This window comes from Roseovarius indicus, from assembly GCF_008728195.1.
GTDB classification, from domain to species: domain Bacteria; phylum Pseudomonadota; class Alphaproteobacteria; order Rhodobacterales; family Rhodobacteraceae; genus Roseovarius; species Roseovarius indicus.
Genome location: NZ_CP031598.1, coordinates 298,765 through 319,204, shown reverse-complemented (window position 1 = coordinate 319,204; position 20,440 = coordinate 298,765). Strand labels below are relative to the sequence as shown.

Annotated in this window: 17 protein-coding genes; 7 read left to right on the top strand and 10 right to left on the bottom strand. The window is 65.7% G+C overall.

All coding sequences use genetic code 11. The features are described 5' to 3' along the window. Positions 1-175 precede the first annotated feature (175 nt). From RIdsm_RS01545 to rpiA, 5 genes are all read right to left on the bottom strand, one after another. On the bottom strand, positions 176-373 hold the full coding sequence (locus tag RIdsm_RS01545) for a DUF2065 domain-containing protein (protein WP_082647388.1): 198 nt from the start codon (positions 371-373) through the stop codon (positions 176-178). After that, complete coding sequence (gene hflC / locus RIdsm_RS01540) at positions 370-1,602, bottom strand: protease modulator HflC (RefSeq protein ID WP_074940359.1); 1,233 nt, start codon at positions 1,600-1,602, stop codon at positions 370-372. Before hflC ends, RIdsm_RS01545 begins: the two co-directional genes overlap by 4 nt. Next, positions 1,602-2,765: an FtsH protease activity modulator HflK gene (hflK, locus tag RIdsm_RS01535; RefSeq protein ID WP_057816358.1), complete on the bottom strand. Its 1,164-nt coding sequence runs from the start codon at positions 2,763-2,765 to the stop codon at positions 1,602-1,604. The genes hflC and hflK overlap by 1 nt, the downstream gene beginning before the upstream one ends. A gap of 69 nt (positions 2,766-2,834) precedes the next feature. Then, complete coding sequence (gene gor / locus RIdsm_RS01530) at positions 2,835-4,190, bottom strand: glutathione-disulfide reductase (protein WP_057816359.1); 1,356 nt, start codon at positions 4,188-4,190, stop codon at positions 2,835-2,837. A 10-nt stretch (positions 4,191-4,200) separates the two neighbouring features. After that, on the bottom strand, positions 4,201-4,989 hold the full coding sequence (rpiA, locus tag RIdsm_RS01525) for a ribose-5-phosphate isomerase RpiA (RefSeq protein WP_057816360.1): 789 nt from the start codon (positions 4,987-4,989) through the stop codon (positions 4,201-4,203). A gap of 347 nt (positions 4,990-5,336) precedes the next feature. On the opposite strand from rpiA, the gene RIdsm_RS01520 reads away from it, so the two are divergent. The 4 genes from RIdsm_RS01520 to RIdsm_RS01505 all read left to right on the top strand — a co-directional run bounded on the left by RIdsm_RS01520 (position 5,337) and on the right by RIdsm_RS01505 (position 8,751). Then, entirely contained in the window at positions 5,337-6,038 is a 702-nt protein-coding gene (locus tag RIdsm_RS01520) for a glutathione S-transferase family protein (RefSeq protein ID WP_057816361.1), read from the top strand. Beyond that, entirely contained in the window at positions 6,038-7,411 is a 1,374-nt protein-coding gene (locus tag RIdsm_RS01515) for an L-serine ammonia-lyase (RefSeq protein WP_057816362.1), read from the top strand. The genes RIdsm_RS01520 and RIdsm_RS01515 overlap by 1 nt, the downstream gene beginning before the upstream one ends. A gap of 103 nt (positions 7,412-7,514) precedes the next feature. Next, positions 7,515-8,429, top strand: coding sequence for a DMT family transporter (locus RIdsm_RS01510; protein WP_057816363.1), 915 nt, complete (start codon positions 7,515-7,517; stop codon positions 8,427-8,429). Positions 8,430-8,499: 70 nt separating this feature from the next. Next, on the top strand, positions 8,500-8,751 hold the full coding sequence (locus tag RIdsm_RS01505) for a DUF7218 family protein (RefSeq protein ID WP_057816364.1): 252 nt from the start codon (positions 8,500-8,502) through the stop codon (positions 8,749-8,751). A 577-nt stretch (positions 8,752-9,328) separates the two neighbouring features. Here the strand turns inward: RIdsm_RS01505 and RIdsm_RS01500 are convergent. From RIdsm_RS01500 to RIdsm_RS30695, 5 genes are all read right to left on the bottom strand, one after another. After that, positions 9,329-10,324, bottom strand: coding sequence for a zinc-binding dehydrogenase (locus tag RIdsm_RS01500; RefSeq protein WP_160325846.1), 996 nt, complete (start codon positions 10,322-10,324; stop codon positions 9,329-9,331). A 7-nt stretch (positions 10,325-10,331) separates the two neighbouring features. Further along, positions 10,332-11,213: a fatty acid desaturase gene (locus RIdsm_RS01495; RefSeq protein WP_057816366.1), complete on the bottom strand. Its 882-nt coding sequence runs from the start codon at positions 11,211-11,213 to the stop codon at positions 10,332-10,334. Between the two features lie 187 nt (positions 11,214-11,400). Continuing rightward, positions 11,401-13,746 (bottom strand): ATP-dependent helicase, encoded by a 2,346-nt coding sequence (locus RIdsm_RS01490; protein WP_057816367.1) that lies wholly within the window; start codon positions 13,744-13,746, stop codon positions 11,401-11,403. 254 nt (positions 13,747-14,000) lie between these two features. Then, positions 14,001-14,468: a hypothetical protein gene (locus tag RIdsm_RS01485; RefSeq protein ID WP_074940357.1), complete on the bottom strand. Its 468-nt coding sequence runs from the start codon at positions 14,466-14,468 to the stop codon at positions 14,001-14,003. A 101-nt stretch (positions 14,469-14,569) separates the two neighbouring features. After that, on the bottom strand, positions 14,570-14,698 hold the full coding sequence (locus tag RIdsm_RS30695; protein ID WP_268874587.1) for a hypothetical protein: 129 nt from the start codon (positions 14,696-14,698) through the stop codon (positions 14,570-14,572). A 333-nt stretch (positions 14,699-15,031) separates the two neighbouring features. On the opposite strand from RIdsm_RS30695, the gene RIdsm_RS01480 reads away from it, so the two are divergent. From RIdsm_RS01480 to RIdsm_RS01470, 3 genes are all read left to right on the top strand, one after another. Further along, positions 15,032-16,213 carry an alpha-hydroxy acid oxidase gene (locus RIdsm_RS01480; protein ID WP_057816368.1) on the top strand — a complete coding sequence of 394 codons (1,182 nt, stop codon included), beginning with the start codon at positions 15,032-15,034 and terminating at the stop codon, positions 16,211-16,213. 199 nt (positions 16,214-16,412) lie between these two features. After that, entirely contained in the window at positions 16,413-19,856 is a 3,444-nt protein-coding gene (locus RIdsm_RS01475; RefSeq protein ID WP_057816369.1) for a pyruvate carboxylase, read from the top strand. A gap of 76 nt (positions 19,857-19,932) precedes the next feature. Beyond that, the gene (locus RIdsm_RS01470; RefSeq protein ID WP_057816370.1) at positions 19,933-20,424 is read left to right on the top strand and encodes a DUF2314 domain-containing protein; all 492 of its coding nucleotides are present in this window, start codon (positions 19,933-19,935) and stop codon (positions 20,422-20,424) included. The last annotated feature ends 16 nt before the right edge of the window (positions 20,425-20,440 follow it).

Genomic DNA, 20,440 nt, shown 5'->3' with positions numbered 1-20,440 from the left:
TGATGGTTTTTGCTGTCAATGGAAACTCTCCTCCGGATTGATCCGATTGTCATCATCGGTAGGGCAGTTGGTGTCCTGAGCGACTATGTATGAACGCAATGCCGATACGCAAAAGGTGACAAGCATCTGTCACGACCATGTGAACCGGTCGCGACCGCCAAATCAAGCGCCCAGATCACGCGCCGAGCATCTTCGCGCACCACACGAGAAGCAGCCCGAAGGCGATCGACGCAAGCCCGATCAGCCGGCGGCTGTCCTCCGGAATGGCGCGCAGCGCGGCCAGCAGTTGCTCGACAAGCGAAGGGGCCAGTGCGTACACCAGCCCCTCGACCACAAGTACCAGCCCGAGGGCCAGGAAAAACGTGGCGATCAATTTTCGACATCCTCACCGGCGGGCTCGTCCGCGGCGGCGTCGTCGGCCGCCGCGTCGTCGGCCGGTTCCTCATCGGCGGTATCGGTGTCGACCTCGTCCGGATCGACGATGCCGGCGTCAGCTTCGGCTTCGGTATCGGTGTCGACCTCATCGGGGTCGACGATACCGGCGTCGGCCTCTTCGTCCCCGGAGGTTTCAGCCGCTTCGGCCTCCTGCTCGGCTTCCTGCTGGGCCGCGTCCTCTTCCAGCCGCCGCCGCTCGCTTTCGGGCAGGTCCGGGGAAATCTCGGTTTCCGGGGCCATTTCGCGAAGGCGATCCAGGTCGATCTCGTCGACGGCAACCTCGCCCAGCCCGTCGGCGCGCACGGCGTCGAACATCGGGCCAAGGAACTCGCTTTGCGGCGAGAAGACGATGGTCGAGTTTTCCTGGTTCATCGACCGTTCCAGCGCCGAGAGCGACCGGTAGAAGGAGAAGAAATCCGGATTGTTGCCAAAGGCTTCGGCATAGATCCGGTTCCGTTCGGCATCGGCCTCACCGCGGGCGATCTCGGCCTCGCGTTCGGCGTTCGACACGGTTTCCACCACGGTCCGGTCGGCGGCGGCGCGCACGCGTTGCGCCGCCTCGTTACCGCGGGCGATCTCGTCGGCAGCCTCGCGTTCCCGTTCCGCCCGCATCCGGGCGAAGGTGGCGTCGAGGTTCTGCTGCGGCAGGTTGGTCTGCTTCAGCCGCACGTCGACAATCTCGAGGCCAAGCCCCGCCGCGCTGGCGCGCGCCTGTTCGAGGATGCGAACGGCAAGGTCACGCCGCTGCGGCGACAGGATCGTGTCGGATGTGACCTGGTCGGCACCCAGCACCTCGCGGATCTGGGCGTTCAGAACCGAGGCCAGCCGGTCTTCGGCGACACGGGTGCCGCCGATGCCGACAGCCTGCCGGAACTGGACCACGTCGGCGATCCGGTAGCGGGTGAAGGCGTCGACCACCAGCCGGCGGTCATCCGACGGGGTCACCTCGATCGCGTCGGTATCCAGCGACAGGATCCGGCGGTCGTACCGCACGACTTCCTGGATCAGGGGTACCTTCACGCCCAGGCCCGGTTCGTCGACGACCTTCTTGATCTGGCCGAATTGCAGCACGAGGGCCTTCTCGCGTTCGTCCACGATGTAGAGCGAGGACAGGATGCCGATGACAACAACGGCGAGGATGGGAAGGAGTAGCGCGGATTTACGCATCAGTTCGATCCTCCGTTGTCGGTCTGCGACCGGCGCAATTGATCAAGCGGCAGGTAGGGCAGCACGCCCTGACCGTTTTCACCGGTGGCTTCGTCCAGCAGGATCTTGTCCATCTTGCCAAGCGTGCGCTCGACCGTTTCGAGGTAGAGACGGCGCTGGGTCACTTCGGGGGCCTGGTTGAACTCCTGCGCCACGGCGATGAAGCGGCTCGCCTCACCGATGGCTTCGTTGACCACGCGGGCCCGGTAACCCTCGGCCTGTTCGAGAACCTGCGCGGCTTCACCGCGGGCCTCGGCCAGAACGCGGTTGGCATAGGCGTCGGCCTGGCGTTGCAGCCGATCACGTTCCTGCTCGGCGGCCTGCACCTCGCGGAAGGCGTCGATCACCTCGCGCGGCGGGTCGGCCGTGTCGAGGTTGACCCGGACGATGTTGATGCCGCTGTCATACTCGTCGAGCGTCGTCTGGATGTTCTCGCGCGCCGTATCGGCGATGATGCCACGGTCGCGGTTGAGGATCGGCGCCAGGTTGGTCGCGGCGATGATCTCGCGCATGACCGCCTCCGACACCGCCTGAACCGTCAGCTGCGGATCGCGGATGTTGAACAGAAGCTTGGCGGGGTCGTTGATGTTCCAGACCACCTGGAAATCGATGTCCACGATATTGGCATCGGTGGTCAGCATCAGCCCGTCACCACCCGACGAACCCCGGCCGCTGCCGATATTCTCGGTCCGCTCCGAGGTCACGTTGATGACCTCTGCGGTCACGAGCGGCCACGGGGCAAAGTTCAGACCCGGGTCACCGGTCGAGTAATACTTGCCGAGGAACAGTTCGACAGACTGCTCTTCCGGCTTGACGGTGTAAAAGCTGGCCGTGGCCCACAAAACAACGGCAATCAGGCCGCCAAGCACGAAGGCGCCGCGCCCGAACGACGGCCCGCCGCCGCCCGGCGTGCTGCCATTGCCGCGGCCAGAGCCGCCGCGCCCGCCCATGAGGACGCGCAGCTGATCCTGGCCTTTCTTGACGAGCTCGTCGATCTCGGGGATTTGCGACCCGCCTTCGGGGGGCCGTCGCCCGCCCCGGTTGCCACGGCGGTCGTCGTCGTCGCCCCCGTTGCCTCCCGAGTTTCCGCCGCCGCCCCAGGGGCCGCCAGAATGTCCAGCCATATAACCTCTTCCTCTGTTTTGGCGTCCGTCCAAACGCTACTTCATAACCTGTGTATCAACAGGCAAAAATCAACCGCTGCGCACCGGCGCTTTCATCGTCACGATCTCCTCCGACATCGTGGGGTGCACCGCCACGGTGCGGTCGAAATCCTCTTTCGTGGCGCCCATCTTTACGGCGATGCCCGCCAGCTGGATCATCTCGCCCGCCCCGGGCGCGACGATATGACAGCCCAGAACCTTGCGGGTTTCCTGGCTCACGATCAGTTTCATCAGCACCCGGTCGTTCCGCCCGGCAAAGGCCTGCTGCATCGGCTTGAACGAGGTCGCGTACACCTCGATCGGCTCCTGCTCCTGCGCCTCTTCCTCCGACAGGCCGATCGTGCCGAACTCGGGCTGGGTGAAGATCGCCGTGGGAATGAGCTCATGATCGACAGGCGTCGGGTTGCCGTTGAACACCGTCTCGACAAAGGCCATCCCTTCCCTGATCGCCACCGGCGTCAGGTTCACCCGGTCGGTCACGTCGCCGATCGCATAGATCGAGGGCACGCTGGTCTGGCTGTACTCGTCCACCACGACCTCGCCCTTGCGGCCAAGCTTCACGCCGGCCTCTTCCAGCCCCATCCCGTCGGTATTGGGGGTGCGGCCTGTGGCGAAGAAGATCTTCTCGAACGTGTGTTCGCTGCCGTTGGTGCCGGTCACCTTGTAGCCGTCGCCGCCCTGCTCGACCCGCTTGATATCGGTGCCCAGATGCAGGTGAATGCCCGAGGCGATCATCTCGTCGGCGATCAGGCCGCGCGCCTCCTCGTCGAAGCCCCGCAGGATCTGCGCGCCGCGATAGAACTGCGTCACCTCCACCCCAAGCCCGTTCAGGATGCCGGCAAATTCACAGGCGATATACCCGCCCCCGATGATCAGCATCGACTTGGGCAGGGTGTCCATGTGGAAGATGTCGTTCGACACCAGCCCCTCGTCGGCGCCCGGCAGGTCAGGCCTGACCGGGCGGCCGCCGGTCGCCAGCAGGATATGCTTGGCGGTAAAGCTCTCGCCGGTCGACAGCTTCACCGTATGCGCATCTTCCAGCGTGGCGCGGGCATCGTAGGCCTCGACGCCCGAGTTCTTCAGCAGGTTGCGATAGACGCCTTCCAGCCGGTCAAGCTCGCCATGCAGCTTGGTCTTGAACGCGTCCCAGTCAAAGCGGCCCGGCTCGACCTGCCAGCCATATGCCCGCGCATCGGCGATGTGGCCCGGGTATTCGCTGGCGAACACCATCAGCTTCTTGGGCACACAGCCCCGGATCACGCAGGTGCCGCCGTAACGGTCTTCCTCGGCCAGCGCCACCTTGGCGCCGCCCTGCGCCGCCACCCGGGCCGCGCGCACACCGCCCGAGCCGCCGCCGATCACGAAAAGATCGTAGTCGAATACCATAACTTTTGTCCTAATCCTGCAGGTCGGAGAACAGGTTGTCGGATTCCACGAAATCCAGACGATCCTCTTCCACCGTGCCTTCGTTGATATCGCGCGTCTCGACCTTCCCGTTGCCATGGCCGATGATCACGATGTCGCAGATATCCATGAAAAGCCCGTTTTCAACGACGCCGGGCATCTGGTTGAGCACCATGGCCATCTGGTGCGGGTCGCCGATGCGGCCCAGATGCAGGTCGAGAATGTAATTCCCCTCGTCCGTGACGTAGGGATGCCGCCCGTTCATCCGAAGCGAGGCATCGCGGCCCAGCACGTCCATGCTGACCAGAAGCTCTTCGATCAGCGCGCGGGTGGTCTGCCAGCCGAAGGGAATGACCTCGACAGGCAGGGGGAAAGCGCCGAGATGTTCGACCTCTTTCCCGATATCCGCGATCACGATCATCTGATCGGAGGCGGTGGCGACGATCTTCTCCTGCAACAGCGCCCCGCCGCCGCCCTTGATCAGGTTGAGGTTGCCGTCGAACTCGTCGGCGCCGTCGATCGTCAGGTCAAGCCACTTGGCCTCGTCGATGCTGATGACCTCGATGCCCACGTCACGCGCCAGCTCGGCCGTCCGGGTCGAGGAGGGCACACCGCGGATCTTCAGCCCGTCATCCCGCACCAGCTCGCCCAGGCAGCGCACCATCCACGCCGCGGTGCTGCCCGTGCCAAGCCCCACGCGCATGCCGTCCTCGACATAGTCGACAGACCGCTTGGCCGCGACGAATTTGGCCTTGTCGATGGGCGACAACTCTCCGGACATGGCAGGCAACTCCCCGAACACTCCACGCGGTTATAAGAGAGTTGCGCGGACGGTGCGAGGGGCAATTGCCCCAAAAAATGCCGGGAACGGGGCCCTAGACGGGCGGGCTGACCCCCACCTGCAGCGGAAGCGTCACCGCGCGCCCCGGGTCGGCGCCGAACATGGCAAGCCAGAGCGTGGCGAGAAACAGAACGAACCAGGCAGCGGACATGGGCAGCCCTCCTTTCGGGATATGCCCGGCCAAGGCTAGGGCGACTCGGTTAACGCCAGGTGAAATTCTCCGATCCAGCCAGCCCGAGGTCGTTTTCCGGCGTGACAGCCCCCGCGCCCCGCCGTAATCGCGACCCATGACCTACCGCCTGCATTACGCCCCCGACAACGCCTCGCTCATCATCCGCCTCGCGCTGGAGGAGCTGGGCCTGCCCTATGAAACCGCGCTGATCGACCGCAAGGCGCGCGGCCACAAGGCGCCCGCCTATCTCGCGGTGAACCCCGCCGGCCTGATCCCCGCGCTGGAAACCCCCGACGGCGCGATCTTCGAGACCGGTGCGATCCTGCTCTGGCTGGCCGACCGGCACGGCACGCTGGCCCCCGTCCCCGAAGCCCCCGGGCGCGGCGCCTTCCTCAAATGGCTGTTCTTCACCTCCAACACGCTCCACGTGGCGATGCGGATGCGGTTCTACCCCGACCAATATGTGGGCGGCGACCCAGCCGCGCAGGCCACCCTGCGCGCCCATCTCAAGGGCGAGATCAGCCGCCACGTGGGCCTCCTCGAAACCCAGGCCGCGCAATCGCCCGCCTGGCTCTGCGGCCCCGCCCCCTCGGCGCTCGACCTCTACCTCGCCTGCCTCCTGCGCTGGCTGCAAATCTACCCGGCCGCCGAAGACAACAGCTGGTTCAACCTCGCCGACTGGCCGCATTTGCAGGCGATGGCGACGCGTCTGGAACGTTGTAACAGCGTCAGGGCTGCCATACATGCCGAAGGCCTGGGCGAAACGCCGTTCACGGCCCCGCGACACGCAACACCACCAGAAGGCAGCGCCACCTGATGTTTCTTTCCGTCTTCGAAATGTTCAAGGTCGGCATCGGCCCGTCCTCCTCGCACACGATGGGGCCGATGGTGGCAGCAGGGAAATTCCTCGAAAAGATGCGCGCGGCCCCCTTCGGCTTTCACGGGGTGAAGGGCACGCTGCACGGCTCTCTGGCCTTCACCGGCGTCGGCCACGCCACCGACCGGGCCACCATCCTCGGCCTCGCCGGCTTCCTGCCCGACACCTACGACCATGACGCGGCCGAAAAGGTGCTCGAGGAGATCCGCGAGACCCACACCGTCAAACCCGAGGGCCTCGGCACGCTGCAATTCGACCCGAAAAACGACCTGAGTTTCGACTTCGGCCCCAACCTGCCCGGCCATGCCAACGGCATGATCCTGATGGCCACCGACAAGCAGGGCGACGTCATCCTGCAGGAGACCTATTACTCCATCGGCGGCGGCTTCGTGATGACCGAGGCCGAGCTGGCGGCGGGGCGCAACACCGACGAGGGCGAGCCCGTCCCCTACCCGTTCAAAAGCGCGGTCGAGATGCTGGAGATGGCCGAAACCAGCGGCAAGACCATCGCCCAGATGAAGAAGGCCAACGAAATCTCGCGCGGCGGGTCCGAGAACCTCAGATCGGGCGTGCGCCGCATCTGGCAGGTGATGAACGACTGCATCGAACGGGGCCTCACGACCGAGGGCGAGCTTCCCGGCGGGCTCTACGTCAAGCGCCGCGCCAAGGGCATCGCCGACGCGCTCGACGCCGAGCGCGGCACCAACCTCAACGCGCCCCACAAGATCAACGACTGGATGAGCGCCTATGCCATGGCCGTCAACGAGGAGAACGCCGCCGGCGGTCAGGTCGTGACGGCCCCCACCAACGGCGCGGCGGGCGTCGTGCCGGCGGTCATCAAGTACTGGCTGGAACACGTGCCCGGCGCCTCCGAGGCCCATGTCGAGGATTTCCTGCTCACCGCCGCCGCCATCGGCGGGCTGGTGAAATACAACGCCTCGATCTCCGGCGCCGAAGCGGGCTGCCAAGCCGAAGTCGGCAGCGCGGCGGCCATGGGTGCGGCCGGGCTGGCGGCCGTACTCGGCGGCACGCCCCAACAGATCGAGAACGCTGCCGAAATCGCGCTCGAACACCATCTCGGCATGACCTGCGACCCGGTCAAGGGCCTCGTCCAGGTGCCCTGCATCGAACGCAACGGCCTCGGCGCCATCAAGGCGGTCAGCGCCGCCAGCCTCGCGCTGCGCGGCGACGGCACGCATCTCGTCCCGCTCGACGCCTGCATCGAGACCATGCGCCAGACCGGCGCGGACATGAGCGAGAAGTACAAGGAAACCTCGCTTGGCGGCCTCGCGGTGAACGTGCCCAACTGCTGACCGCAGACCGATCCCGTCAGCAGGGCGCCAGTTTCCCCTTGCACCTCCTGCCGCTTTTCTGTGCATTGCCGCCCAGGAACGACCCCATCACAGGCAGGACAGAATGAGCGCGGACACCGGCCGGACGGGCCTTGGTATTCTCTTGATGATCGGCTTCTGCATCCTGGCCCCGGTTCAGGACAGTTTCGCCAAGCTGACCAGCGACGCCGTCGCCGTGGGCCAGGTCGCGACCACCCGGTTTCTCGCCCAGGCGGCGCTCTTGCTGCCGCTGGCCCTGGCCTTCGGCTGGCTGCACCGCCCGAAAGCGGGCGAAATCGGCCTGCACCTCGCCCGCGCCACGCTTCTGCTCATCGCCACCGCCTTCTTCTTCACCGCCATCCGCGTGATGCCCATCGCCGATTCCATCGCCATCTTCTTCGTCGAGCCTTTCATCCTGACCCTGCTCGGCGGCCTCCTCCTGGGCGAACCCATCGGCCCGCGCCGCTACATCGCCTGCGGCATCGGCTTTGCCGGGGCGCTGCTGATCATCCAGCCCAGCTTTGCCGAGGTCGGGCCGACGGCGCTTCTGCCGCTGGTCACGGCGCTGTGCTTTGCCTTCTACATGATCCTGACCCGGCGCATGGCCACGCGGATGCACCCGATCACCCTGCAGATCTATACCGGCATCGCCGCGCTGTCCCTCGCCGTCCCGATCCTGGCGGCGTTCGACGGCTCCGGCTTCGCCCCGCTCGACCCGGTCTGGCCCGACCCGCGCGACCTGACACTGCTGCTGGGCCTCGGGGTCGTCGCGACGATCAGCCATGTCTGCCTGAGCTTCGCCCTCTCCTTCGCGCCCGCCTCGCTGCTGGCATCGATCCAGTACCTCGAAATCGTCTGCGCCACGCTGCTCGGCTACTACATCTTCGGCGACCTGCCGGGCACGATGGCCTTCGCCGGTATCGCGCTGGTGGTGGGCTCGGGGCTCTTCGTCTTCTTCCGCGAACGCAAGCTGGGGCGCCGGCCGCTGCCCCAGCCCTGACGGCCCCCGGGCGGAACCACCCCTCCGCTCCGGCGTTACCCTAGAGAGCACCGCCAGAAGGAGCCACCCCATGCCCGACCCGAGCATCAAGAACGAAGACACCTACGAGGAACTCCGCGACAAGGGCTACTCCAAGGAGAAAGCCGCCCGCATCGCCAACGCCCAGGCCAACGACAAGCAGAAACCCTCGAAGAAAGGCGGCAAGAACCCGGCCTACGAGGACTGGACCAAGGAAGAGCTCTACGACAAGGCCCAGGACATCGGCATCGAGGGCCGCAGCGACATGACCAAGGACGAGCTGATCAAGGCCCTGCGCGGCTGACCCCGCCACCCCGCGCCGCATCTGCGCGCGCCCCGGTCCTCGTTTCGCCGGAACCACTCATGCCTCGACCGCCAAACTGGCCGCGCCTCCCCGGTCCCGCCATTCCGGCAGGGCCGAACCCACCCCGCTTCATCTTGCCAAAAATACTCACTCCCCCGCCCACCAATCGCGCCCCGCCTCCCCCGGTCCCGCCCTTCCGGCAGGGCCGAACCCACCCCGCTTCATCTTGCCAAAAATACTCACTCTCCCGCCCACCAATCGCGCCCCGCCTCCACCGGTCACGCCCTTCCGGCAAGGCCGAGCCCGCCCGGCTTCATCTTGCCAAAAATACTCGCTCCCCCGCCCACCAAGACGCGCCGCGCCTCCCCGGCCACGCCTTTCCGACAAGCCCGAGCCCACCCCGCTTCATCTTGCCAGAAATACTCACTCCCCCGGCCCCCCAAAGGCGCCACGCCAAGCCGCCGGTTACGGCCTCTCCGCAAGAGGACGCCCAAGGCAACCAACCGCTCGCCGCCGTCGCAGGGTGCGCTTCAGCGTACCAATGCCGATCCGTAGGGTGGGTGAAAACCCACCACCCCTACCCGATCCGCAGCGTGACCTTCCCCACCGCCTGCCCGCTCTCGAGAAACCCATGCGCCTCCCCGGCCCGGTCGAGGTCGAACGTCTCGGCATGCCGAACCCGCAGCCTGCCATCGGCCACCAACGCCAATGCCTCCCGCACGATCCCCGCCTGCCGCCGCAGGGCGCCCTCCAGCCCCAGCCACATCGGCGTCAACATCATCACGTTCAGGATATCGAGGTTCATGTTGTAGGCCGTGACGTCCCCGTCATCCGGCGCCACCCCCATCAGCGTGACCACCCGGCCATAGGGCGCCATCGCCCCGTAGGTCCGCGTCATCACCGCCTCGCCCACGTTGTCCAACGCCACGTCCAGACCGCCCGACCAGTCCCGCGCGGCCGCCACGAAATCCGTCTCGCGATAGTTGATGGAAAGCTCCGCGCCCAAATCCTCGACAAGCCGCGCCTTCTCCGGCCCGCTCACCGTCGCCGCCACCTTCGCGCCGCGCAGGGCGGCCAGCTGCACCGCCATGTGCCCCGTGCCGCCCGCGCCGGCATGGATCAGCACATGCTCCCCCTCGGCCAGCCGCGCCCGCTCATAAAGCGCTTCCCACCCGGTGATCGCCACCAGCGGCAGCGCGGCGGCGGTCAGGTCGTCCACCCCCTCGGGCACCTTCGCCAACTGCCACTCCGGCACCACCGCGGCCTCCCCATAGGTCCCCGGCGCGCCCCCGATCCCGCCATTGCAGAAACACACCCGGTCGCCCACGGTGACCTCCGTCACCTCCGGCCCGACCTCTTTCACCACGCCCATCCCGTCATGCCCCGGCACGAACGGCCCCGCGTCGATATACCCGCCCAGCTGTCGGAAAAACGTATCCGCCGGGTTCAGCGCCGCGGCCCTCAGCTCCACCAGCACATCCCCCGGCCCCCCGGGCCATGCCAGCTCGATATCCTGCAGTTTCATGACCTCCGGCCCGCCCTGGCCGGTAATGACGACAGCTTTCACCTTCATGTTCATCTCACTCCGCCGGATGCGCCCCCGGCGGATGCTCGTTCGCCGGGTCTGGCCATATCCCCTCGATCCGCACATGGTTCCGCTCCAGAAGCGGCCGCATCTCGTCGAAGACAGGCTTGTAGCGGTAATACGGCACGCTCGGCTCCATGTGGTGGATCAGGTGGTAATTCTGCCCCTGCAACAGGAAATTCGCGCCGGGAAACAGGGAAACCCGCGTGTTCCGGTATCGCCCCGTCTCGGTATGGTCATGGTGCGGCGTCCAGGTGAAAAAGGTCAGCATCACCGTCTGCCCCACCCACCACGGCACGAACCACAGCAACAGCACCTCCATCCAGTACCCCGCCACCACGGCCCCGATCAGCAAGGCGCTGTAGATGGCGAAGGTCACGAAGGTATAGACCACCTCCCGCTCCGTACAGCCGAACCGCCGGCACTCCCGGTACTGCGCCACCGGGTTGAAATACTGGATCAGCGCGGCGGGAAGCTTCACGAAGATCCACACCGGGAACGACCCCTTGGCATAAAGATCCGGGTCGCTCGCCTCGTTCGTATGCGCATGATGCGCCATGTGCTGCCGCCGGTGCTGATGATAGAACAGCCACAGCGGCGCACAGGCCAGCGTCCCCGCCACCGTATCGACCCAGCGCAGATCCTTCCGGCGCGAACTGATATTGGCATGCACCGCCTCGTGCACCACCGTGTAGATCCCGTAGATAAACACCGTGTTGACCACCATCCCGGTCCAAAGCGGGATATGCCCGGCCAGGGTCAACCACGTGGCGGCAATGGCAAAGGCGAACATCCCCGCCTCCAGCCACAGCGTCCGCCCGCCGAATTCCGGCGTGTGCTTGCGGGCAATCTCGAATTCCTCGCGTACGGTCGACATGCTCACCCTCCGATTGACGCGCCATCCTGCGCCCCCGGGGCCGCCTCCGCATTGACCGCGATCAAACAGCCCGCGCGGCGCACCCGGGTCAGGCTACCCCAACCCCTGCCGCGACTGTAAGGAAAAATTTATTCACGCGCTCAAATAACGCACGTAGGGTCGGTGCCAACCCACCGCTCGAGACCGCCTAAAACGGAATATCGTCCGCCCCGCTGACGAACTTGGCGACGACCTTCTTCACCCCCGCCTTCTCGAAATCGATCTCCAGCTTGTCGCCCTCGATCCCCAGAATTGCCCCATACCCGAACTTCTGGTGAAACACCCGCTCGCCCACCGTGTGGCTGCTCACCGCCTGCGCGTCGATCACGCTCGCCTTCGATTCCCGCGGCTGGCTCAGCGGCCGCTGCCCGGCCCGCGCCTGCAACCGCCGCCAGCCGGGCGAGTTATACCCGTCCGCCTCCGCCGCCCGCGACTCGATCCCGCTGCCGCCCAGCCCGGCCGAGCCATAGCCCCCGCCATACAAGCCCGGCGGCGTCAGCACCTCCACATGATCCTCCGGCAACTCGTCGATAAAGCGCGACGGCATCTGGCTCTGCCACTGCCCGTAGACCCGCCGGTTCCCCGCAAAGGAAATCGTGCACAGCTCCTCGGCCCGCGTGATCCCCACATAGGCCAGCCGCCGCTCCTCCTCGACGCCCTTCAACCCGCTTTCATCCATCGAGCGCTGCGAGGGGAACAACCCGTCCTCCCAGCCCGGCAGGAACACGGCCGGAAACTCCAAGCCCTTGGCGGCATGCAGTGTCATGATCGACACCTTCTCGCCCTGCTCCTCGCTCTCGTTATCCATGATAAGGCTGACATGCTCCAGGAACCCCTGCAGGTTCTCGAACCCCTCCAGCGCCTTCACCAGCTCCTTGAGGTTCTCCAGCCGCCCCGGCGCCTCCGGCGTCTTGTCGTTCTGCCACATCTCGGTATAGCCGGACTCGTCGAGCACCACCTCGGCCAGCTCGATATGGCTCATGCTCGGATCACCGGCCATCCGGCCCCAGCGCCGCAAGCCTTCGACCAGCCGGCCCAGCTCCGCCGCCCCCTTGCCGGAAAGTCCCTTCTCCTCCAGCAGGATCGCCGCGCCTTCCAGCAGCGACACGCCATTCTGCCTTGCCGCCACCTGGATCTTCTGCTGCGCCTTGTCGCCCAGCCCCCGCTTCGGCGTGTTCACGATCCGCTCGAACGCCAAATCGTCCGCCGGGCTCACCACCAGCCGGAAATAGGCCATCGCATCGCGGATCTCCATCCGCTCGTAGAAGCGCGGCCCGCCGATCACCCGATAGGGCATCCCGATCGTCAGGAACCGGTCCTCGAAGGCCCGCATCTGGTGCGACGCCCGCACCAGGATCGCCATCTCGTCCAGCGAAAACGGCCGCATCCCCCGCGTTCCGCCCTGCATCGACTCGATCTCCTCGCCGATCCAGCGCGCCTCTTCCTCGCCGTCCCAATGGCCGATCAGCCGAACCTTCTCGCCCTCGTCGACCTCGGTCCACAGCTCCTTGCCCAGCCGCCCCTTGTTGCCGGAAATCACGCCCCCCGCAGCGGCCAGGATATGCGGCGTCGAGCGGTAATTCTGTTCCAGCCGCACCACGGTGGCACCGGGAAAATCCTTCTCGAACCGCAGGATGTTGCCCACCTCGGCCCCGCGCCAGCCATAGATCGACTGATCGTCATCGCCCACACAGCAGATATTCTTGTGCCCCCCGGCCAAGAGCCGCAGCCACATATACTGCGCCACGTTGGTATCCTGGTACTCGTCCACGAGGATGTACCGGAACCACCGCTGATACTGCTTCAGCACATCCTCATGGTTCTGAAAGATCACCACCATATGCAACAGCAGGTCGCCGAAATCGACCGCGTTCAGCTCCCTGAGCCGCTCCTGGTACTGCCGGTAAAGCGCCACGCCCTTCCCATCATAGGCCGAGGCCTCCCCGGCGGGCACCTTGTCGGGCGTCCAGGCCCGGTTCTTCCAGTGGTCGATCACCCCGGCCAGCTGCCTTGCCGGCCAGCGCTTGTCGTCGATCCCCGCGGCCTGCACCAGCTGCTTGAGCAGCCGCAACTGGTCATCCGTATCGAGAATCGTGAAGTTCGACTTCAAATCCACCAGTTCCGCATGCCGCCGCAGCAGCTTCACGCAGATCGAGTGGAACGTGCCCAGCCACGGCATCCCCTCCACCGTCTCGCCCAGCAACCGGCCCACGCGCAGCTTCATCTCCCGCGCCGCCTTGTTGGTGAAGGTCACCGACAGGATCTCGTTCGGTCGCGCCCGCCCGGTATTCAGCAGATGCACCAGCCGCGTCGTCAGCGCCTTGGTCTTGCCCGTCCCGGCGCCCGCCAGCATCAGCACCGGGCCATCCAGCGCCTCCACCGCTTCACGCTGCGCAGGGTTCAGATCATCCAGGTACGGCGCAGGCCGGGCCGCCATCGCCCGCGCGGCCAGCGAAGCGCCCTCGAAGGCGTCGGTCTCGTCAAAACTGCTCATGACCTCAGAATAGCGTGCATTGCCACCAAGGGAAAGCCGATGTTCCCCTCATGTTCCACACGCCGCCGATGATTTTTTCCCGCGTCGCCCCGGCCCCCAGGCCAGCCCCTCGCCAACCCCTCCAACGCACACCACCCCACCCGCTTCTTCTTGGCAAAAATATCCAATCCCCCGCCCGCCCCAAACGCCAAACAGCGCCTCTCGGGCCCAAAGGGTGCCTCCCCCCCAAGCGCGCCAAAGACAGCCCCTACGCCTCAGAACGACTCCAGCGCATCCCGGCCAAAAACCGCACCAAGATCACAGGCCGCCCCGACATTTCCGGTCGCCGGAAGATCATGCTCGCCGTCTTCAGTCACCGATGCCCGCATCGGGCTGCTCTCGACCCACCGCAGGATCGCGCCCTTACTGCACCGGGCATAGCCGACATTCGCCATCTCCGTGACGTGGCGCATCTCGTACTCGAACCGCCCTTCAAAACCATCCTGATCGATCATCAAGACAACGGGCGTCTTCCCCGTCAGATGCGCGTAAAACAGCGCCTGGTGTACGCTGTCCCGCGCGGATGACGTGCCATCCATCCCCACCTCGATCACGTGGTCCGGCGTCTCGCAATCCACCCGCACATAGCGCTTGGTGTCATAGACATCGAAGTAATGCCGCACTTCATCGTCGCTTCCGGCAAGGAAAGCGCATAACAGCGCGGCCAACTGGACTTCACCCATATGAACACCTCGCAGGGCTGAAAGTGTTAACAAAAAGTTAACATCAGATCCCCGCGTTAACAAATCAAACCAAGACCCGGCACGCCCTTTGCCTGGAAAGATCACCCCAACCGCTTCTTCTTGGCAAAAATATCCAATTCCACGCCCGCCACACGCGCACCCCACCGGGCATCCACCGACCTCTCCTCCCGCCCGTTTTCCGCGCGGAAAACGGCCAGGAAAATGCGCATTTTCCTGCCCCGGAATTTTCGCAAATTCCGGGGCGCCACCCTCTCCACCCGCGCCGGAAAATTCGAATTTTCCGACCCGGAATTTTCCAAAATTCCGCCCCGCCCCGTTGCGCCCCACACAACATCTCGCCCGTTGCGCCCCGCACGCCGCATTAACCCACGGCCCCACAGACACCCGCACCGACGCGATACCGACAAAATACCGACGTGATACCGACGTCCCCTTTCCTTCAAAACAACGCCATTAACCATGATTCGCGCCGCATCGCAGAAACCACCGCCGTCACCATTCCCTCTTCCGCCCCCCGCCGCCGCTTGCTATCGCTCTCTCCCATGAGCCTCGACACCGCATATCCCGCCCTCTCCGACCTGCGCGCCCGCGCCCGCCGCCGCCTGCCGCATTTCGTCTGGGAATTCCTCGACAGCGGCACCGGAACCGAGGCCACCACCCGCCGCAACCGCACAGGCCTCGACGCGGTCCAGCTCATGCCCTCCATCCTCCATGGCGAGATCGAGTGCTCCACGGAAATCTCTTTCCTCGGAACCACTTACGATCTCCCCGTCGGCATCTCGCCGGTCGGCATGTCCGGCCTCGTCTGGCCCGATGCCGAGCGCCACCTCGCCCGCGCCGCGGCCGCCGCGAACATCCCTTACGGCCTCTCCACCGTGGCCAGCCAGACCCCCGAGGATGTCCAACCGGTGCTGGGCGATCACGGCTGGTTCCAGATGTACCCGCCGCGCGACCCCGAGATCCGCACCGACATGCTCAAACGGGCCAAGGCCGCCGGCTTCCGCACCCTCATCCTCACCGTCGACGTCCCCGTCGGCTCCCGCCGCGAACGCCAGGTCCGCTCCGGCCTGACCCAGCCGCCCCGCATCACCCCCCGCCTTCTGGCCCATATCGCCACCAGCCCCGCCTGGGCGCTCGGCATGGCCAAACGCGGCATGCCAAGGATGCGGATGATCGACGATTATGCCCCCAATACCAAGGGCTTGCCCTCGAACAAGCACGCGGGCTACCTGCTGCGCACCTCCCCCGACTGGGACTACCTGCGCTGGCTCCGCGACGCGTGGGAGGGGCCCTTCCTCGTCAAGGGCGTGATGAACCCCGACGATGCCAAACGGCTCGAAAAGGAAGGCGCCGACGCGATCTGGATCTCGAACCATGCCGGCCGCCAGTTCGACGCGGCCCCGGCCACCATCGACGCCCTGCCCGCGATCCGCGCCGCCACCTCCCTGCCGATCATCTTCGACGGCGGCATCGAGGGCGGGCTCGACATCCTCCGCGCCATCGCGCTCGGGGCCGATTTCACCATGATGGGCCGCGGCTGGCACTACGCCCTCGCCGCCCTCGGGCCCGCCGGCCCCGGCCACCTCGCCCATATCCTCAAGGCCGATCTCGAAGCCAATATGGGCCAGCTCGGCATCCGCACCCTGACAGAGGTGCGCAACCGGGTAGTCCCCGCCACCCGCACCCCCCAAGGCACGCCCTATGGCGCCCCGCCAACCCCCTGATATCGCGGCACTTCCCCGCCTCCAATCCGGGTAATCCCGCCTCCCCGATCGGGCAGAATCTCTCGCGAAAGGGTGGAACGGCCACCGCCGCCATTGCGCAAACCTTTCACAAATCCTACAAGTTGCGCAGCAATGGCGCTGCACTGCGGCAATTCCGCGGTGCCACGCACACAGGACCAAATGTCAGGAGGGCGGGCCGGTGGCTGACTTCAAGAAAATCCTCATCGCCAACCGCGGCGAAATCGCGATCCGCGTGATGCGCGCGGCCAACGAGATGGGCAAGCGCACGGTCGCCGTCTTCGCCGAGGAAGACAAGCTCTCCCTCCACCGCTTCAAGGCCGACGAGGCCTATCGCATCGGCGAGGGGCTGGGCCCCGTCCAGGCCTATCTCTCCATCGACGAGATCATCCGCGTCGCCAAGCTCTCCGGCGCCGACGCCATCCACCCGGGCTATGGCCTCCTGTCGGAAAACCCCGATTTCGTCGATGCTTGCGCGGCGAACGGCATCACCTTCATCGGCCCCCGGGCCGAGACCATGCGCGCCCTGGGCGACAAGGCCTCCGCCCGCCGCGTCGCGGTCGAGGCCGGCGTGCCCGTCATCCCCGCCACAGAGGTGCTGGGCGAGGATATGGACCTCATCCGCAAACAGGCCAAGGAAATCGGCTACCCGATGATGCTCAAGGCCTCCTGGGGCGGCGGCGGCCGCGGCATGCGGCCCGTCACCAAGCCCGAAGAGCTTGAGGAAAAGGTGCTCGAAGGCCGCCGCGAGGCGCTCGCCGCCTTCGGCAACGGCGAGGGCTATCTCGAAAAGATGATCACCCGCGCCCGCCATGTCGAGGTGCAGATCCTCGGCGACAAGCACGGCCACATGTACCACCTGTTCGAGCGCGACTGCTCGGTCCAGCGCCGCAACCAGAAAGTCGTCGAACGCGCCCCCGCCCCCTATCTCACCGACCTCCAGCGCTCCGAGATCTGCGAGCTCGGCTACAAGATCTGCAAGCATGTCGATTACGAATGCGCCGGCACGGTCGAGTTCCTGATGGATATGGACACCAACCAGTTCTACTTCATCGAGGTGAACCCCCGCGTACAGGTCGAACATACCGTCACCGAAGAGGTGACCGGCATCGACATCGTGCAGGCCCAGATCATGATCGCCGAGGGCAAGACCCTGGCCGAGGCCACGCGCAAGAAAACGCAGGAAGACATCACCCTGAACGGCCACGCCCTTCAGACCCGGATCACCACCGAGGACCCGCTCAACAACTTCATCCCCGACTATGGCCGCATCACCGCCTATCGCTCGGCCACGGGCATGGGCATCCGTCTCGACGGCGGCACCGCCTATTCCGGCGGGGTCATCACGCGCTACTACGATTCGCTGCTCACCAAGGTCACGGCGCACGCGCAAACCCCCGAAGCCGCCATCGCAAGGATGGACCGTGCGTTGCGTGAATTCCGTATTAGGGGTGTGTCGACCAATATCGCCTTCGTCGAGAATCTGCTGAAGCACCCGACCTTCCTGTCGAACGAATACACCACCAAGTTCATCGACACGACACCGGAGCTTTTCCAGTTCGCCAAGCGGCGCGACCGGGGCACCAAGGTGCTGACCTATATCGCCGACATCACGGTGAACGGTCACCCGGAAACCCAGGGGCGGGCCAAGCCCAAGGCCGACGCGCCGGTGCCGAAAGCGCCGAAACTCGACGCCAAGGAACCGCCTGCCGGCACCAAGACCCTGCTGGAAGAGCAGGGTGCCAAGGCGGTCGCCGACTGGATGCTCGAGCAGAACCGGCTGCTCCTGACCGACACCACCATGCGTGACGGTCACCAGTCATTGCTGGCCACGCGGATGCGCTCGATCGACATGATCCGGGTGGCGCCCGCCTATGCCCATAACGTGCCGCAGCTCTTCTCGGTCGAATGCTGGGGCGGGGCGACCTTCGACGTGGCCTACCGCTTCCTGCAGGAATGCCCCTGGCAGCGCCTGCGCGAGCTGCGCGCCGCCATGCCCAACCTGCTGACCCAGATGCTGCTGCGCGCCTCCAACGGGGTGGGCTACACCAACTACCCCGACAACGTGGTGCAGGAATTCGTGCGGCAAGCCGCCGAAACCGGCGTCGACGTCTTCCGCGTCTTCGACAGCCTCAACTGGGTCGAGAACATGCGCGTCGCGATGGACGCCGTCATCGACACCGGCAAGATCTGCGAGGGCACGATCTGCTACACCGGCAACATCCTCGACCCCGACCGCGCCAAGTACGACCTCAAGTACTACGTCTCGATGGCCAAGGAGATGGAGAACGCCGGCGCCCACGTGCTGGGTCTCAAGGACATGGCGGGCCTCCTCAAACCCGCCGCCGCCCGCCAGCTCATCACCGCCCTCAAAAACGAAGTCTCGATCCCCATCCACTTCCACACGCATGACACCTCCGGCATCGCCGGCGGCACCATCCTCGCCGCCGCCAATGCCGGCGTCGATGCGGTCGATGCGGCGATGGATGCCTTCTCGGGCGGCACCTCCCAGCCCTGCCTCGGCTCGATCGTCGAGGCGATGGCCCATACCGAGCGTGACACCGGCCTCGACATCGCCCATGTCCGGGCTTTGTCGAACTACTGGGAACACGTCCGCGCCCAGTACGTGGCCTTCGAGGCCGGGCTTCAGGCCCCGGCATCGGAAGTCTACCTCCACGAAATGCCCGGCGGCCAGTTCACCAACCTCAAGGCCCAGGCCCGCTCCCTCGGGCTCGAGGAACGCTGGCACGAGGTGGCCCAGACCTATGCCGACGTGAACAAGATGTTCGGCGATATCGTCAAGGTCACGCCATCCTCCAAGGTCGTCGGCGACATGGCCCTGATGATGGTCAGCCAGGGCCTCACCCGCGAACAGGTCGAAGACCCCGACACAGACGTGGCCTTCCCCGATTCGGTCATCGACATGATGCGTGGCAACCTCGGCCAGCCCCCGGGCGGTTTCCCTGACAAGATCGTCAACAAGGTCCTCAAGGGCGAGAAACCCAACACCGAACGCCCCGGCAAACACCTCGAGCCCATCGACCTCGAAGCGACGCACACCCAGTTGGTGGAAGAGCTCGAGGGCAAGAAGGTCGACCGCGAAGATCTCAACGGCTACCTCATGTATCCCAAGGTTTTCCTTGATTACATGGGCCGCCACCGCACCTATGGCCCCGTCCGCACCCTGCCCACCAAGACCTTCTTCTACGGCATGGAACCGGGCGAGGAGATCAGCGTCGAGATCGACCCGGGCAAGACCATGGAGATCCTGCTTCAGGCCGTGGGCGAGACCAACGAAGACGGCGACGTGCGCGTCTTCTTCGAACTGAACGGCCAGCCCCGCGTCATCCGCGTGCCGAACCGCATGGTCAAATCCCAGACCACCCAGCGCCCCAAGGCCGAAGCCGGCAATGCCGACCATGTCGGCGCCCCCATGCCCGGCGTCGTGGCCTCCGTCTCGGTGCAGCTCGGCCAGAAGGTCAAGGACGGCGACGCCCTCCTGACCATCGAGGCCATGAAGATGGAAACCGGCATCTACGCCGAACGCGACGCCACGGTGAAAGCCATCCACGTCCAGCCCGGCAGCCAGATCGACGCCAAGGACCTGATGATCGAGCTGGAATAACGACGACATCCCGGTTTACCGAACGAGCCCCGCGACCTATGGTTGCGGGGTTTTTCATTGGACCCAGTCGCTCATCATGAAACCGTTTTCCGCCCTGCTGGCCCTCACGCTGCTCCTCGCCGCCCCGCTGCGCGCCGACGAAAACGTCACCCATTTCGCCGACACCGATCCCGTCATGAACGCCGCGATCGATCAGGCGCAGGACACGCTCCCCCTCTTCGTCCGCAATGCCTTCGACGGCGACCGCCTCGCCAGCCCCGACGCGCTGGTCAAGGTCGCCTTCGAAGTCGGTACCGACTGGGTCGAGGTGATCTGGGTCGAGCAACTCGGCAAGGTCGGCCCGAACTGGATCGGCCGCCTCGCCAACGACCCCATCTACATGGATGGCCTCGCCTACGGCGACCCGGTCGCCTTCACCACGGAGCAGATCTACGACTGGGTCTATCATATCGGCGACCGCGCCTATGGCAGCTACACCACCCGCGTGATCCTCGAAGGCCTCGACACCGAAGCCCGCGCACAGGTCCGCGCCACCCTCTCCGACCGGCCCCTCCCGCCCGGCTGGTAACCTCGAAAAACGGAGC

Coding starts and splice junctions, on each gene's coding strand:
- RIdsm_RS01500 (WP_160325846.1), bottom strand. CDS start 10,324: ATGAAGGTGAAAGCTGTCGTCATTACCGGCCAGGGCGGGCCGGAGGTC.
- RIdsm_RS01520 (WP_057816361.1), top strand. CDS start 5,337: ATGACCTACCGCCTGCATTACGCCCCCGACAACGCCTCGCTCATCATC.
- RIdsm_RS01515 (WP_057816362.1), top strand. CDS start 6,038: ATGTTTCTTTCCGTCTTCGAAATGTTCAAGGTCGGCATCGGCCCGTCC.
- RIdsm_RS30695 (WP_268874587.1), bottom strand. CDS start 14,698: ATGCGCATTTTCCTGGCCGTTTTCCGCGCGGAAAACGGGCGGGAGGAG.
- RIdsm_RS01480 (WP_057816368.1), top strand. CDS start 15,032: ATGAGCCTCGACACCGCATATCCCGCCCTCTCCGACCTGCGCGCCCGC.
- RIdsm_RS01470 (WP_057816370.1), top strand. CDS start 19,933: ATGAAACCGTTTTCCGCCCTGCTGGCCCTCACGCTGCTCCTCGCCGCC.
- RIdsm_RS01485 (WP_074940357.1), bottom strand. CDS start 14,468: ATGGGTGAAGTCCAGTTGGCCGCGCTGTTATGCGCTTTCCTTGCCGGA.
- RIdsm_RS01490 (WP_057816367.1), bottom strand. CDS start 13,746: ATGAGCAGTTTTGACGAGACCGACGCCTTCGAGGGCGCTTCGCTGGCC.
- rpiA (WP_057816360.1), bottom strand. CDS start 4,989: ATGTCCGGAGAGTTGTCGCCCATCGACAAGGCCAAATTCGTCGCGGCC.
- RIdsm_RS01505 (WP_057816364.1), top strand. CDS start 8,500: ATGCCCGACCCGAGCATCAAGAACGAAGACACCTACGAGGAACTCCGC.
- RIdsm_RS01495 (WP_057816366.1), bottom strand. CDS start 11,213: ATGTCGACCGTACGCGAGGAATTCGAGATTGCCCGCAAGCACACGCCG.
- gor (WP_057816359.1), bottom strand. CDS start 4,190: ATGGTATTCGACTACGATCTTTTCGTGATCGGCGGCGGCTCGGGCGGT.
- RIdsm_RS01510 (WP_057816363.1), top strand. CDS start 7,515: ATGAGCGCGGACACCGGCCGGACGGGCCTTGGTATTCTCTTGATGATC.
- hflK (WP_057816358.1), bottom strand. CDS start 2,765: ATGGCTGGACATTCTGGCGGCCCCTGGGGCGGCGGCGGAAACTCGGGA.
- hflC (WP_074940359.1), bottom strand. CDS start 1,602: ATGCGTAAATCCGCGCTACTCCTTCCCATCCTCGCCGTTGTTGTCATC.